Annotated in this window: 15 protein-coding genes; 12 read left to right on the top strand and 3 right to left on the bottom strand. The window is 47.2% G+C overall.

Annotation, left to right across the window (positions count from 1 at the left end; genetic code table 11):
- The first annotated feature begins 32 nt into the window (after positions 1-32).
- The 7 genes from PMG25_RS14405 to PMG25_RS14375 all read left to right on the top strand — a co-directional run bounded on the left by PMG25_RS14405 (position 33) and on the right by PMG25_RS14375 (position 7,678).
- A complete protein-coding gene (locus tag PMG25_RS14405; RefSeq protein WP_283767595.1) occupies positions 33-1,739 on the top strand; it encodes a CHAT domain-containing protein in 1,707 nt (568 codons plus the stop codon).
- Positions 1,736-3,124, top strand: a complete 1,389-nt coding sequence (locus PMG25_RS14400; RefSeq protein WP_283767594.1) for an AAA family ATPase — start codon at positions 1,736-1,738, stop codon at positions 3,122-3,124. The genes PMG25_RS14405 and PMG25_RS14400 overlap by 4 nt, the downstream gene beginning before the upstream one ends.
- 193 nt (positions 3,125-3,317) lie before the next feature.
- Complete coding sequence (locus PMG25_RS14395; RefSeq protein WP_283767593.1) at positions 3,318-3,629, top strand: DUF433 domain-containing protein; 312 nt, start codon at positions 3,318-3,320, stop codon at positions 3,627-3,629.
- Positions 3,630-4,028, top strand: a complete 399-nt coding sequence (locus PMG25_RS14390; RefSeq protein ID WP_283767592.1) for a DUF5615 family PIN-like protein — start codon at positions 3,630-3,632, stop codon at positions 4,026-4,028.
- A gap of 235 nt (positions 4,029-4,263) precedes the next feature.
- Positions 4,264-6,183: a glutamine--fructose-6-phosphate transaminase (isomerizing) gene (gene glmS, locus PMG25_RS14385; RefSeq protein ID WP_283767591.1), complete on the top strand. Its 1,920-nt coding sequence runs from the start codon at positions 4,264-4,266 to the stop codon at positions 6,181-6,183.
- Positions 6,184-6,409: 226 nt separating this feature from the next.
- Positions 6,410-6,625 carry a DUF4327 family protein gene (locus tag PMG25_RS14380; protein ID WP_347178838.1) on the top strand — a complete coding sequence of 72 codons (216 nt, stop codon included), beginning with the start codon at positions 6,410-6,412 and terminating at the stop codon, positions 6,623-6,625.
- Between the two features lie 174 nt (positions 6,626-6,799).
- Positions 6,800-7,678: a hypothetical protein gene (locus PMG25_RS14375; protein WP_283767589.1), complete on the top strand. Its 879-nt coding sequence runs from the start codon at positions 6,800-6,802 to the stop codon at positions 7,676-7,678.
- Between the two features lie 53 nt (positions 7,679-7,731).
- On the opposite strand, the gene PMG25_RS14370 is transcribed toward PMG25_RS14375, so the two are convergent.
- Together PMG25_RS14370 and PMG25_RS14365 are read right to left on the bottom strand one after the other, a co-directional pair.
- Positions 7,732-8,958: a protein kinase domain-containing protein gene (locus tag PMG25_RS14370; RefSeq protein WP_283767588.1), complete on the bottom strand. Its 1,227-nt coding sequence runs from the start codon at positions 8,956-8,958 to the stop codon at positions 7,732-7,734.
- Positions 8,959-8,998: 40 nt separating this feature from the next.
- Positions 8,999-10,567, bottom strand: a complete 1,569-nt coding sequence (locus PMG25_RS14365; protein ID WP_283767587.1) for a serine/threonine phosphatase — start codon at positions 10,565-10,567, stop codon at positions 8,999-9,001.
- A 396-nt stretch (positions 10,568-10,963) separates the two neighbouring features.
- On the opposite strand from PMG25_RS14365, the gene PMG25_RS14360 reads away from it, so the two are divergent.
- The 3 genes from PMG25_RS14360 (at position 10,964) to PMG25_RS14350 (ending at position 12,942) form a co-directional block, all read left to right on the top strand.
- The gene (locus PMG25_RS14360) at positions 10,964-11,953 is read left to right on the top strand and encodes a DMT family transporter (RefSeq protein ID WP_283767586.1); all 990 of its coding nucleotides are present in this window, start codon (positions 10,964-10,966) and stop codon (positions 11,951-11,953) included.
- A gap of 102 nt (positions 11,954-12,055) precedes the next feature.
- The gene (locus PMG25_RS14355; protein ID WP_283767585.1) at positions 12,056-12,730 is read left to right on the top strand and encodes a response regulator transcription factor; all 675 of its coding nucleotides are present in this window, start codon (positions 12,056-12,058) and stop codon (positions 12,728-12,730) included.
- A gap of 5 nt (positions 12,731-12,735) precedes the next feature.
- Positions 12,736-12,942 (top strand): hypothetical protein, encoded by a 207-nt coding sequence (locus PMG25_RS14350; RefSeq protein WP_283767584.1) that lies wholly within the window; start codon positions 12,736-12,738, stop codon positions 12,940-12,942.
- Between the two features lie 4 nt (positions 12,943-12,946).
- Here the strand turns inward: PMG25_RS14350 and PMG25_RS14345 are convergent, their stop codons facing one another.
- Complete coding sequence (locus tag PMG25_RS14345; RefSeq protein ID WP_283767583.1) at positions 12,947-13,249, bottom strand: hypothetical protein; 303 nt, start codon at positions 13,247-13,249, stop codon at positions 12,947-12,949.
- Positions 13,250-13,417: 168 nt separating this feature from the next.
- Between PMG25_RS14345 and PMG25_RS14340 the strand changes: the two genes are divergently transcribed.
- Both PMG25_RS14340 and PMG25_RS14335 read left to right on the top strand, forming a co-directional pair.
- Positions 13,418-14,917: an AAA family ATPase gene (locus tag PMG25_RS14340; RefSeq protein ID WP_283767582.1), complete on the top strand. Its 1,500-nt coding sequence runs from the start codon at positions 13,418-13,420 to the stop codon at positions 14,915-14,917.
- Positions 14,918-14,945: 28 nt separating this feature from the next.
- The gene (locus PMG25_RS14335) at positions 14,946-15,377 is read left to right on the top strand and encodes an SH3 domain-containing protein (protein ID WP_283767581.1); all 432 of its coding nucleotides are present in this window, start codon (positions 14,946-14,948) and stop codon (positions 15,375-15,377) included.
- The last annotated feature ends 81 nt before the right edge of the window (positions 15,378-15,458 follow it).

The following is a 15,458-nucleotide window of genomic DNA, read 5'->3' as shown; positions in this document are numbered from 1 at the left end:
ATTTTGCTTTTGTTGTGGTATAATTTGTGAAAATGAAAACCCCCTGCTTACCAAGCAGGGCAGGGGGGATCGCCCCTAGTCTCCCCACTACTGATCCCCCTCTAACTCCCCCTTACCAAGGGGGAGAACCCGCCACACCCCCCTCGCCTCGCAGGAGAGGGGGGCAGGGGGGAGAGGTCACCCTCTGGACATCCTCTAAAGAAGACCTCCATAACCTGATTGAGTGGGGAGAAGACTATTACACTGACTACTTCATCAACCGCCCCCAATGGCAAAACAACCTATCCCAACGCCTAGAAACCCTGTCAGGTATTCTCCATCTCGATGAAATCCTGCACAACCTGCGGAAAAACTTCCCCACCTGCGAGAAACTGATCCTCATTCCTCACGTTTTCCTGCACCTGTTTCCCATACATGCCTTGCCGGTTACCCCGCAACCGTCTGTAAGGGCGGGTTCACCAGCCCTTACGCCAACCCCCCCAGATCTCGGTGAACCCGCCCCCACACCAACCCATCCCCCCTCGCCCTCTGGGAGAGGGGACGGGGGAGAGGGCAAACCCCTACAAGACCTCTTTGCCCAAGGCGTAACCTACGCCCCCAACTGCCAACTGCTGCAACAAGCGCAAAATCGCCCGCGCCCCAACTTTAACCACCTCTTCGCCATCCAAAACCCCACCAACGACCTGCTCTTTGCCGATGTAGAAGTAGAAACCATCAGCCAAAGCTTCCACCAAACCACCATTCTCCCAAGAGAAACCGCCACCAAAGAAACCCTACTCAACCAAAACTTCAGCAATATCCACCATCTCTACTTCTCCTGTCACGGTGGATTTAACGCCACCTCTCCCCTAGACTCTGGACTCCTACTCGCCAACCATGAAATCCTCACCCTAGCCGAGATTATCAGCACCTTCAACCTCAGCCAATGCAGCCTCGTCACCCTCTCCGCGTGCGAAACCGGCCAAGTTGCCCTCGATACCACTGACGAATATATCAGCCTCTCTAGCGGTTTCCTCCTTGCCGGAAGTCCCAGCATCATCGCCAGCCAATGGTCAGTCAATCAAGTCTCCACCGCCCTGGTACTGATTAAAACCTACGAACTCCTGGAACAGCACCCCGGCCAACTCGCCATCAGCCTCAAAGCCGCCCAAAACTGGCTCCGAACCACCACAGTACAAGGCTTTCACCAGTGGACACAAACCTCAACCCTATTGAATAAAGCTCCCCTATGGCAGACTATCTTGCAAGCTATTTTTCAAGAAATGGGCGAAAATAAAGACAATGAGAAGGATAGCGGATGGCATAGCCAACCCTATCGCTCGCCCTTTCACTGGGCTGGATTCTGCATCGTCGGAGAAGGAGAACAAAACATGGCCACCCCGGCTGAAAAAATTCAAGTATTTAGGGATTTAATTGAAAACAATCCCGATTTATTTACGGACTACTGGCAGAACCTCACCGAACTGCAAGCGCAACTCACCAACAGCGATGAAACCGATGCCGAAATGGTAGAGGCTTGGTTAAAAGACCCTAACCGAGCATCAGTCTATAAAAATTATCTGGTGAAACTGATGCAAGCTGCAAAAGGGGACAAAGGCATCGGTCACAGCAAAGCCAAAGCGAAACAAACCAGCCCTTCTCTGAAAGTGACTATCGAAAATGCCGCTAAAAACAATACTAAGTTACCTGCGGCTGAAGAGTCCCCTTCTGAAGAGACCCCGTTTACTCCAGAATCGTGAAAATCTTCACCGTAACGCTCTACGCTTTCCACATCTACCAAACCCTAAGCGATGACCCACAAGAGGTTAGCCAGGACGCTCAAGATCTCTGGAATAGCTTAGTGGATGCTGGGCAATTTCTTCCCTTTGAAGAACTCAAAACTATAAAATCTCAACTGATTTGTTACTACCCAGATAAAGACGGAGAATTTCATTATAACTCCAAAGAAGAAAACCGCCTAGAAAAGGAATGGTTAACCCATCATCAAGACGCAATTAATCTAACCGCTATTCCCACTCTTTCCGGAGAAATGAGCGGAGAGATACAACCCTTTCGCCTCTACGATACTTATTGCGTAGATTTAACCTTATCTCCAGAAAAACCCGATGCAGAATTTGAACCCCAAGATATTGCCCGGTTTAAGCCGTCTGTTTTATTAAACACAATTCAAGCCAATTTACACAAAATTATTGTCATTCATGTAGAACAGCGCCCTTGGAAAAAACCAAACCTAGAACAAGCAAAAGAATGGGTGAATGCGTTCTGTGAAAAAGCTGAGGCTGGTACTCCTGAATACTTAGACGAAATTAAATTATTTAATTGTCCCGCCTTTCTGTTTAAAATTACTGGTGCAACTTTGATCATTTTTTTAAGTAAACCTGACCAACTAGATCACCAACAAGCCGATGATAATTATAGCTGGCTCCGGGAGTTATTTTGGACACAAGCCAAGATTGAATGGAGTTATGCCAATGCCAAAGAAGCCTATAAAGATGCCCGCCATATCTACAACAAGCTAGAGAAAAAAGTTAAGGACTTTTACAGTCTGATTAGTCAAAAGCCAGAAGAGCGCTTAACCAACTTAGATAATTTATTAAAAAATCTCCCCCAAAACCTCCTAGACTATAGCTGCTGTCTGCGAGACTTGAAAGCCCAATATTCTACGATTAAAATCAATCACGAAAACTTCCAAACCTACTTAACCCAGCTCCTAGACTCCGGAAATAAACTCGAAATCTGGTCAAAACTAGCCAAAGAAACCTATCCCCGTTACCTAGCACAAACCCAAGGCTACATTGAATCTATTGAACCGGGAAAAGAGTTATTTACCGATTTAATTAATACCATTCGCGCTACCGCAGAAGTGGAGCAAGCGAAGAATGAAAAAGAGCTACAAGACTATATTCAAGCCCTGGGCTTTGGCATCGGTGCAGGAGCAATTTTAGCCTCGGCATCTGGTTCAATTACGCAAAATTGGACTTGGCCGAATGGGCAAAAAATAGAGAGTCCCATTCCACTGCCCCATCCCTTCTTAATCGGCTTTTTTGGGAGTTTGCTGGTTGCGGTGGTGGTCTTCGATCGCGAAAAACATTCCCTCAAGCAGAAGCGATCCGGTCAAAAATAGAACTGGCTCGCCAGCGTGTGGCAGAGGTGCTTGCTCAAGGAACAACGCCACCGAAACCGTAACAAATCAGACTCGACAGAATGAAAAGGGGCGATCGCCGCTTAGAAGCCAATTCTGACTCATAGATGGAGCTAGAATAGGGGAGAAGGCGATCGCCTATATTGTTTAGATAATTATACTTTCTCTTCCATCCGTGACACTCAAAGAACAACTTCTGCAAACCATTGAAACCTTACCGGATGAATTACTCGAAAAAACCCTGAAATTCGTCCAAACCCTTCAATATCCCATTCACAAAACGTCAGGAATTTGTGGCGGTGCAGCGCGAATTCGCGATACCCGAATTCCCGTCTGGACAATTATTGCCTACCAACAGCAAGGCGCATCGGATTCAGAGTTACTGTACAACTACCCAGGACTAACACTTGAAGATATCCAAGCTGCACTCAACTATTACGAACTCAACCGAGAAGAAATTGATCGTGCTATTGCTGATTGTGAGTAAATGCTAAAGTTCTATTCTAATGAAAATTTCCCACTGGCAATGGTCGATCTGATGCGAGGGATGAGTTATGATGTGTTGACCTCTTACGAAGCTGGACAAGCCAATCGAAAAATTCCAGACAATGTGGTATTGGAGTATGCGACCTGTGCCGGTCGAATCGTTATTACTGAAAATCGTCAAGACTTTCTCAACCTCCACTCTACAACCTCAAACCATGCAGGGATTGTTATTTGCAAAGCCGATCGAGACTATGCAGGAAAAGTGCAGGTACTCCATGATTTTTTCACTCAAGATGCACGACCGATGGCCAATCGTCTTCTTCGGGTGATGAAACAGAATACGAAAGGGAGTCAACCGGCATTTATTGTTCAGGAATATTCAAAACTTTCTCCAGAATAGTTTTGCCCTTCGTCAACCTAGGGGAGTGGGGAAGAAACTCCGGACACAGGTACTCTCTAGACGCAGAGATGGGGAGGAGACATTTTATAATGGTTTATTATGGTTGACTTGAGTCAAATCGGACAATCATCAAAAATAAACTGTTAGCATGAACAGCTAAGGGAACGGGGTCGTTGAGTTCTCCGTCTACAACTCCCCAGTTTCGTCATCAATACAACCCGGAGTAATCGATTCAATGTGTGGAATTGTTGGCTACATTGGTACTCAAGAAGCTAAAGATATTCTTCTTTCTGGATTAGAGAAGCTGGAATATCGAGGTTATGATTCGGCAGGCGTTGCCCTGATTTCGGATGGTGAACTGCACGCCATCAAAGCTAAAGGGAAGTTGTATAATTTGCGCGATAAACTCAGGGGGGTTGAAGATAAGGCGCGGGTCGGAATTGGCCATACCCGATGGGCAACCCATGGTAAACCAGAAGAGTACAACGCCCATCCCCATACCGATAAGCAGGCAACGGTGGCGGTTGTCCAAAATGGGATTGTGGAGAACTATCGGGAATTGCGGGAGGAACTGAAAGCAAAAGGCCATGAGTTTGTCTCGGATACGGATACGGAGGTGATTCCCCATCTGATTTCTGAGTATTTGTCGAGTAGTCCTAATTCTCTCCTAGAAGCAGTGCGGCAAACGGTCAATCGGTTAGAGGGAGCGTTTGCCATTGCAGTCATTTCTACCCAATTCCCCGATGAACTGATCGTCGTCCGCCAACAAGCTCCCCTGGTGATTGGGTTTGGTCAAGGGGAATTTTTCTGCGCCTCCGATACTCCTGCTCTGGTTTCCCACACCCATATTATTCTGCCCTTGGATAATGGGGAAATGGCCCGCCTGACTCCCTTGGGCGTGGAAATTTATGACTTTCGGGGAGAGCGACAGGTCAAATATCCCCAAACCCTGAACTGGAATCCGAGCAGCGCGGAAAAACAAGGGTTTCGCCACTTTATGCTCAAGGAAATTTATGAGCAACCGACGGTTCTACGAACTCAACTCGATGCCTATTTTGACCCGGAATGGTATCTGCAAACCCAGGATCAAACTCGTTCTAGCCAGCCTTCTTCTCCCACATCTTCTCCAGGACTGGTACAACTGAATTTACCCCAGAGCCTGTATGAGAATTTAGAGCAGATCCAGATTGTGGCTTGTGGAACGAGTTGGCACGCAGCGTTAGTCGGGAAGCATTTGCTGGAACAATGGGCGGGGGTTCCCACTTTTGTTCAATATGCCTCGGAATTTCGTTACTCTCCCCCACCGTTAACGGCGAATACGTTAACTATTGGGGTTACTCAGTCGGGAGAAACGGCGGATACTCTGGCGGCTTTGGCGATGGAACAGGAGCGGCGCAAGTCCCACCATTCTCCGGCTTATCAACCGCGAATGCTGGGGATTACGAACCGGCCGGAGAGTTCGTTGGGTCGGCTAATTCCTTATATTATTAATACCCATGCCAATTTAGAGGTGGGAGTGGCAGCGACGAAAACCTTTAGCGCTCAGGTGATGGCGTTTTATGCTCTAGCGTTGGATTTGGCCGATCGCCGCAAAACTCTGAAACCGGAGGTCATCGAGGGCATTATCAAGAAGTTGCGGGAATTGCCCCCACTGATTGAACGGCTGATTGAGGAACAGGATGATTATATTGGCGAGTTGGCCCATCAGTTTAATGAAACCACTGACTTTATCTTTTTGGGTCGGGGAATAAACTTTCCCATTGCCCTAGAAGGAGCCTTGAAGCTCAAGGAGATCAGCTATATTCATGCTGAGGGCTATCCGGCTGGGGAAATGAAACATGGCCCCATTGCTTTGTTGGATGCCAAAGTGCCAGTCGTGGCGATCGCCACTCCCGGACTCCTCTATGAAAAAGTTCTCTCCAACGCCCAAGAAGCCAAAGCCAGAGATGCTCGTCTGATTGGAGTCACCCCCAAAGACTCCCTGGAAGCTCAGGATATTTTCAATGAAATCCTAGCCATTCCCACCATTGATGAGTCTCTCTCCCCCCTAGTGACAGTGATTCCGCTCCAGTTACTGGCCTATCACATTGCCGCCCTTAGAGGCCTCGATGTCGATCAACCCCGGAATCTGGCTAAGTCAGTGACGGTAGAGTAGGGGAATCTATTACTGATTACCCATTACCCATTACATAAAAAAATCTTTTCTATGCAAGTCTTCCCTTTCCTAGAGAGTTATGCTATTGTGAGGAGGTAACAAGAAAAATTATTCCTAGATGTTCTTGTTCTCTAATTCTGCAGAATCATCACGAGAACTCCCACTCGCCACTAGGAACGTACACATAGAAAAGATTTGACAAACTTCAAATATGAATCAAGGTTGTATGAACCAGCAGGTTGTTCACCCAATGTTTAAACTGCAATCTAAAGTGAAATCATTGGTCGATTCCAATATTCTGAAACCAACGGATGGCATTTGGAAAATGGCATTTTTGTATGGCGATCAATGGAAATATTGGAAAAAAGAATTGCAAGCCTACGAGTTCTCTATGCACGATCCCGTGAGTGAACTCCTGGCTGTAGAAGAATGGGAAGACTAATTCCGGTCTAGGGGTAGCGAGCCACTCATGGCATCCCCTAGCTCATCGTAGGGTGGGCAACAGAAGAAGCCATATCATTCAAATTCTACCCAAAGACCCTGCCCACCTGACTCCTATACTTTAACTGATTACCCGCACTTGATATTAATGGAACTTGATATGACACAATTTTAAATGAATAAACCGATTCCTGGTCAGTTATCAAGCCAAGCTGTCACACCGGGCTATCAATCTCAATCGCCAGACACCACTCCTCAAGTTGATATATTGGGTTTTAGATTGCTGCAAGAACGTACCCCATCACAACGGCTGGCAATGGGAGCTGGGATGAATCAGAATGCTCGTCAGTTTTCTCTCTCCTGTTTCCGCCAACGCTTTTCTGACTTATCTGAGATACAACTGGCTCAGAAATTAGCTCAAGCTTGGTTAGGAGAGGCGCATTTCCTCGATGCTATAACGACTAAAAATCCAATGAATTGGACTCAAGATTCAATTGCCTTAGCAGGGCGGTTACACCTAATTTTTGAATCCCTCAATATCCCTTATTATATTACAGGCGGAGTGGCAGCGATCGCATATGGGGAAGTTCGCACGACTCGTGATGTGGATATGGTTATTTTTATTCAGCCTCAACAGGTTACCGAACTAGCAACTGAATTAGAAATTGTTGGGTTTTATGTTCCTGGTGTAGAGGATATTGTTGAGGGTCGGATGGGAATATTACAAGTCACTGATATTGAAACTATTTCCCGTGCAGACCTCATTTTATCTGATGATAATGCATTTGAGCGCATTCAATTTGAACGCAGACAACAATACAAAATTCCAGGTGGAATTGAGGTTAATCTAGCATCCCCAGAAGATATTATTCTTAATAAACTTCAGTGGAGAAGTCAAACTGAATCGGATAAACAATGGCGAGATATTTTAGGAATATTGAAAGTACAAGGAGAATCTCTGGACTTTAACTATCTAAACGATTGGTCAAATCGTCTAGGATTGAGCCAAGACTTACAACAAGCACGAAGGTCAGCCGGACTTTATATCAATTAACAATTAACAATTACAGCAGTTTCCTATGCTATGTGGAATGTGGGTTTATGGCTTTACTCCGTCAAAGCGGAAAGTGCCGATTCTAAGGCTTGCGCTAAGTCTTCAGCACTTGGGAAGCGATCGCGGGGTTTAGGGGAAGTTGTCTTTTCAATCACATCCCGCAGAGGTGGAGCAATAGCTTCCACTGACTGCAAGTCTAAACGATAGGAGAGATCCCGGCGGCGTTTATAATACTTAAGCGGCTGCTCTCCCGTAAGCAAAAAGACGAGCGTGGGCCCGATCGCATATAAATCTGATTGGGTCACCGGTTGTCCCCGATCCTGTTCAGGGGCACTATAGCCCTCCGCCCCAATCCGAGTTCCCAAGGGCGTTCCAATCTCCTTAACTGCCCCAAAATCAATCACCACAATCTGACGATCCAAACGTCGCAGGAGCAAATTGGCCGGTTTAATATCCCGATGCACAATCGGGGGGGATTGGTTATGCAAGTAACCCAAAATCTTGCAAGTTTGAATCATCCACTCAACCGCCACCGGTGCAGAAAAGGGCCCCTGCTGATACAGCAGGCGCTCCAAATCTTCACCATGAATTAACTCCATGGCCAAATACTTTTTACCCTCCTCAATAAACGAATCAAAAAACCGGGGAACTCCGGGATGGCTTAACCCCTTCAGGGTGCGAGCTTCCCGGTCAAACAACTCCCTAGCCTTAGCAATGCGAGCCAAATCAGAATTCATCTCCTTCAATACAATTAACTGAGAAGTCTGTTCTTCCGATGGGGGAGGATAGGCCAAATAAGTCGTTCCCATTCCCCCTTGACCCAAAATTCGCAAAATCTGATAGTCCCGCACCTGCTTTTCAATGTGCAAGGGTTGACCGCAATGGATACAAAACAGATTATTTGGCGCATTGCCTTCATGGGTGCATCCGGAAGTCCCTGAAGGAGGAGGGATTTCCTGATGGACAAACGTCAGATCCAAAATCGGCCCTCCAGCCGCTAACTGAATCAGGCTTTTGCTCTCGACCACAATTTGGGCGATCGGCTGATGGTTCACTAATGTGCCATTAGTTCCTCGGTTCGTCACCTTCCAGGCGATCGCCCCCTTCTCCTGAATCGGTTCTAACTCCAAATGATACCGAGACACCAAATCATTAGAAAGCACCACCTCATTATCCTGGGCCCGGCCAATGCGAACCTTCCCTTGGGGAAGAAACTCCCAGCTTTGGAGCGCATCTCCTTCCTTTGGATCTAACAACGTCAGGGTAATCGTCCCTTGCATCATCGAACCTCAAACCACAGCGACTTTCTCCAAGCATCCCCTAACGGCTCAAACCTCCCAAATTCGGGCGCACCTTAGCCCGCACCAATACCACCGTAATATTGTCATGGCCATTCTGTTCATTAGCCAAATCAATTAAATCACTTACTCCCCGCTCCAGATTGGCACGAGAACTCATGAGCGGTTCAATATGGCTACCCACATGCTTTTCCACTAAATCATTATCCGTGAGACCATCAGAGCTTAACAGCAACAGACTATCTTGATTAAGTTCAAAACAATAAATATCCGGTTTGACAAAATCGTTATGGCGTGGGCCCAAAGCTTGGGTCAATTGATAGGCATCCGGACGAGCAAACGCTAATTCCGGTTCTAACCCCCGCTTAATTTCCCGTTGGGCCACATCATGGTCTTGAGTTAATGCCGTTAACCCTTGTTTGCGGCTAAACATATATAACCGACTATCCCCCACATGGGCAACGGCCACATGAACATCTTGAATTAAGACCAACACCAATGTAGTGCCCATGCGTCCACTTCCGGTACGACTTTGGGATTGATTGATATCATAGATAGCTTGATTGGCCTGGAATATACCTTCTTCAATACATTCAGTCGAAGGCAGGCGAGATTCAGAATCGGGTAGGTTAAACCAATGGGTTTGAAAATACTCTTTCAGGGTTTTTACCCCAACCATACTCGCTTGTTCTCCTCCCGCATGGCCCCCCATCCCATCACAGAGAATATATAACCCTTTGGCGTGGATGGTGCGCCCGGTTTTATCTTCAATGCGTTCTAATTGGGTATGAATCAGAAAGCTGTCTTCATTGTGGTCTCGCTGCATTCCCTTGTCGGTTGCTCCGGCATAATCGAGGCTAAACAGTTGCATCGGTAACACCACAGTGGGCATATCCTCGAAGGGAGAAGCCGAGGAAGCCGTCTGGGTGGGGGTAGGAAATCCGGAGGGATTGTAATCGCTGTAGTCAATCGGTTGGGTTTTGTCCTGATCGAGTTCTTCTTCCCCATAGAGGGGGGCAAGGCTTTCGTCGTCGTCCAGGTCGGGATCGCCCTGTTCTTCGGCTAAAATTTTTTCTAGGCGATCGCGCACTTGATCGACGGATGTCATTTTTTCCCCTTTTAGGTCTTGCAATAGGGACAGTAGCGATCCCACCTGAGTCATCTCTGACTGTTGAAACAATTGTTGCCAAACTTTACCCAACTCTCTCAAGCTTACCGTTTCAGGATTGGTGTCAGGATGTAAGCGTTTGAGGCAGAGAATTTCATCTTCATCGAGTAGCAGGTTACTTAATTCTAGGAGGCTTTGGCGACAATTGACGGTTTCGAGTTGTTCCCACAGATCGAGCATCTCATGGAACATAAAGATAATTTGTTCTGAGGGCATGTTTTCTTCTCGCCACAGCTCTATCACTTGTTTCCAGTCTGAGCGGTCTTCGAGAACCATGACCGTTTCGTTTTCTGCTTCTAGCCGAGATTCCTGTAGGGAGGGGACACGATGGCGATCGGTTTCGCCCAATTGGGATTCAAGCGCTCGATAAATCTGGGCTAGTTCTGGAACTATAACTTGTGCATCGTTTTGTGAGATATCCATAGGGTTCTTTAGCTTTAATCTTTATCTTGAGTTGGGAGAATTGTTAATTAGTACGTCTGAAGATCCTGGGAATCCAGAATCCTGGCTTAAGAATGGATAACGATCGTCAGGAGCGTGGGATAGCTGGGTAGAAGGCGACAATCATGCGACCCATCGCTAAAGCGATCGCATGACTTCTTGCATCTTTCAGGATAGCAGGTTAGATTTCCCCATGGTGATTTATTGTCTGAATTTGATGATTCGATGAAGGGTCGTTGCATTGTGTAACAAATTGCAAAAATCCTGTTCGATCAATCAGGTAGGAATCTTAAGATAACTGGAAGGAGAGGATTAAGCACATTTACTCGACCCCCTTCGCTGACGCTTGTTACTCCAAGGTTTACCCTTGCTCAGATCATGTCTTTAACCACCACCTTACCCTCGATTTCACCCCATTTACCGAGAATTCCTAAAATCAGTTCCACCCTATCTGCCCTGTTGGCCGTATTCTTTGCGATCGCCTCTTTGTCCTTTGCAGCGATTTTCATTCGCCTGAGCGAACGAGAGTTGGGGCCATTTTCCACCATCCTTAACCGATTTTGGATTGCTTTTCTAGTTCTGGGGGTGATTTATGCCCTAGAACACTGGAAAACTGGGGAGAGTTTAGAGGCAAAACCGAAGGTTGATCCGATCAATCGACGGGATATTATTTTGTTAGTGAGTGCCGGAGTGATGTTTTGGGGATGCTTGGCGTTTTGGGCTTGGTCTCTAACCCTGACAGGGGTGGCGAATTCAACAATTCTACATAATCTAACACCGTTATTTACCACTCTGGGGGCTTGGGTGATTTTCCATGAATCCTTTGACCGGCGGTTCTTAATGGGATTATTGATTGCTATGATTGGGGCGATCGCCCTGGGACTCGATGATTTCCAGGTGGGTGCTGAACATCTCAATGGAGACATTGCAGCCCTATTATCGGCTGTGTTTTCGGCTGCTAATTTGATGTTAATCGAAACTCTGCGCCACAAATTTCCTGCTACGGAGATCTTGATGTGGTGTTGTGGTGTGGGGGCGATTCTTTCCTTACCAGTTGTCTTACTAGCAGAAGACCAACTGTTTCCGGTTACCCTATCGGGATGGCTGTCTGTGATTGGGTTAGCTGTCGTTTGCCAAGTGGTGGGACAAGGCTTACAAGCCTATAGCCTCAAGCGTTTGTCTTCCGGTTTGGTCGGTATTTTCCTGTTACTCGATCCGGTATTTGCGGCGATTATTGCCTGGATTGTGTTTGCTGAAGGCTTAACTCTGGTGAATACTCTTGCCTTTGCGACAGTTTTAGGGGGAATTTATTTAGCTAAATCGAGTCAATATAGCGATCGCATCCTCAGTGAGGAGTCTTCTACCTAGGAAATTTTGCTCTATGTGACATCCATCGGTAGGGGCGAACCAGGGTTGTTCGCCCCTACCATAGTATTATGGTGGATTAAGTTTCCTGTTAGGTCTGCGGTCATGAGTTCCCATATCCTGGTGATTGAAGACGAAGCCAAACTCGCTCGTTTTGTGGAATTAGAACTGCAATATGAAGGATATCAGGTCACTCTTGCCGGGGATGGGTTGACAGGATTAACCCGCATTCGAGAACTACAACCGGATTTGGTGATTCTCGATTGGATGTTACCGGGATTAAGTGGGATCGATTTGTGTCGTCGTCTCCGGAATACGGGGACGGATGTTCCGGTAATTTTATTAACGGCTAAAGATGAAGTAGGCGATCGCGTCGCTGGATTAGATTCAGGTGCAGATGATTATTTGGTCAAACCCTTTGATATTGAGGAACTCTTAGCTAGGGTACGGGTGCAACTGCGACGGACGCAAAAACCCGATCGAGAGCGGTTAGAGTTTGCTGAACTTCAGTTAGACCGAAGATCGCGAGAAGTCAAACGGGGCGATCGGGCGATCGAGCTAACCGCCAAAGAATTTGATTTGTTAGAATATTTGCTGATGCATCCCCGGCAAGTCCTCACCCGCGACCAGATTTTAGAACAGGTTTGGGGCTACGATTTTATGGGCGATTCCAACATTATTGAGGTCTATGTTCGTTATCTGCGCTTAAAGTTAGAAGCCAATCAGGAAAAACGCCTCATTCAAACCGTGCGCGGTGTCGGCTACGTTTTACGAGAATAAAGAAGATGACACTCAACAGCCAGCCCTTGCCAAAGATTGATATTTATGGGGGGAAAGATCCCAGGAATATCCCCAACTACTCCATTGGGGATGCTGCTCGCTATCTGAAGATTCCAAGTTCTACTATTCGGTCTTGGGTTGCCGCATATACTTATAAAGTCAAAAAAGCCGTCCTGGAAGGGCGGGGCTTTAAACCCAATTTTTCTTGGTAATTACTCATTCCTCAAAGGTATCTTTGACTCGTGAACCGGTGGCTTCTTGAATTAAGGCTTCGGCGCGATCGCCATCTTGATAGAGTAACTCTAAAAACTGCCAAGGTTCCATCCCCACTAACCGGGCATAAAATCCGACTTCACCCATAATTCTGGCTTCTGACTGGCGCAAGTACATACTCAGGCAATGATGGGCCTGATTGTCCGGTTGCCGTTGGGTACGGAAAAAGGCCAAAGCATTCAGTAAGCGGTCTTCATAGGGCGCAAGAGGTCTAATCTTGAGGTTTTGGGGCGTGCGTTGAGCCATAGTATCAATTAACAATTAACAATGGGTAGGGTGTTTAGAAACCCGGTTTCTTGAAGAAACCGGGTTTCTAGCTGGTTTCCAATTAATCCGACTTAACCCAAAGGGGAGTCTATACTATAAAGTTACGATATTGAAACTGAGTCTCCTATACCTGCCAACTTTTAGTCCATGAGTTTTAAGGAAGAATTTGAACTACTGCTACGATCGCGCTATCCGATCATCTACATTCCCACTGCCGAAGAAGAGCGAGTAGAGAAGGCGATCGCCGAATCCGCCAAAGATCTGGGCAGTCGGGGAGTCTATACCTGGGATTTCGTCGATGGTTATCAGGGCAATCCCAATGATAATGGCTTCGGTCGTCGTAACCCTCTACAAGCCTTAGAATTTGTCCATAAAGTCCCGCCAACGGCTGCCGGGATTTTTGTCCTCCGGGATTTTCAGCGCTTTTTAGACGATATTTCCATCTCCCGCAAACTGCGAAACCTGGCTCGGAGCTTAAAATCGGAGGCCAAAAACCTGGTAATTCTGGCTCCCGAAATTACCATTCCCACGGACTTAACGGAAGTAATTACGATTTTAGAGTTTCCCTTACCCCAGAGTGGCGACATTCGGGAAGAAGTCACCCGCTTGTTAACTGGGTTAGGGCAAGCGATCGATCGCGAAGTTCTAGAGGAAATGGTTCGCTGTTGTCAAGGTTTGTCCCTAGAGCGTATTCGCCGGGTATTGGGAAAGGCGATCGCCACCCATGGGCAACTGCGCCCGGAAGATGTAGAACTGATTTTAGAAGAAAAACGGCAAACCATTCGCCAAACCCAAATCCTAGACTTTTATCCCGCTCAAGAACAAATCTCCGACATTGGCGGCTTAGAAAACCTCAAAGACTGGCTCTTGCGGCGCGGCGGCGCTTTTTCCGATCAAGCCAGAGCCTACGGACTGCCCCATCCCCGTGGCTTGATGCTGGTGGGCATTCAGGGAACCGGGAAATCACTGACGGCAAAGGCGATCGCCCACCATTGGCATCTTCCTCTCCTACGCCTTGATGTGGGGCGACTATTTGCCGGACTCGTGGGAGAATCAGAATCGAGAACCCGGCAAATGGTTCAACTCGCCGAAGCCCTCGCCCCTTGTATTTTGTGGATTGACGAAATTGACAAAGCCTTTAGCGGCATGGGATCGCGGGGAGATGCGGGCACAACCAACCGAGTATTCGGAACCTTTGTCACCTGGTTAGCGGAAAAAACATCACCGGTTTTTGTCGTTGCCACCGCCAACAATATCCAAAGCTTACCCCCAGAACTGTTACGCAAAGGGCGCTTTGACGAAATCTTTTTCGTCGGACTGCCCACCCAAGAGGAACGACAAGCGATTTTTGAAGTCCATCTCTCCCGGTTGCGTCCCCAAAGTCTGAGAAGTTACGACTTAAAGCGTCTTGCCTATGAAACTCCCGATTTTTCCGGGGCAGAAATTGAACAAATGATTGTCGAAGCCATGCACATTGGCTTTAGTCAAAATCGGGATTTTACCACCGATGATATTCTAGAGGCAGCTAGTCAAATTGTCCCCTTAGCTCGCACTGCCCAAGAACAAATTGAATTGTTACAATCTTGGGCAGCATCTGGAAAAGCCCGACTCGCATCTCGTTCGAGTGGTTTAACTCCTCCGTTGTAGTTCTTATTCTTTTTCAAGACTTATTCTTATGGTTGGTAGATTAGTTTCTGGATTCTTTCAAGTGATCTTCGGGGTGACGTTGGCGATCGCCCTCATGTTAGTTGGTGGATTAGCCACCGCCCGTTATTTTATGGCTAAGATGACCATCGACCCTCCCAAACCCGAATTTCCAGAGGCAGAAGAGGCTAAACCGGCTTCTGCACCCCTTTCGACTCCTGCTGAAGCCCAAAAACCGAAAGAACCGGAACTACCAGAAGGAGCGTATAAAGCGAGAGTCACTTGGCCCGATGGTTTAATCTTGCGGGATGCTCCCACTTATGAAGCCAACTCCATTGGTGGAGTGGGATACAACGAAACCTTGTATGTGATCGGAGAGAGTGAAGATCAGGTTTGGGATAAAGTCCGCATTGGCTCTCAGGATGCCTGGGTGAAGGGGGGGAATGTGGAGAAGGTGGAATAATGGGGAATAGGGAATGGGGAATGGGGAATAGGGAATGGGGAATGGGGAATAGGGAATGGGGAATGGGGAATGGGGAATGGG

The sequence above is a fragment of the Roseofilum capinflatum BLCC-M114 genome, from assembly GCF_030068505.1.
Lineage (GTDB): Bacteria > Cyanobacteriota > Cyanobacteriia > Cyanobacteriales > Desertifilaceae > Roseofilum > Roseofilum capinflatum.
This window is presented reverse-complemented; position numbering and strand designations above follow the sequence as displayed.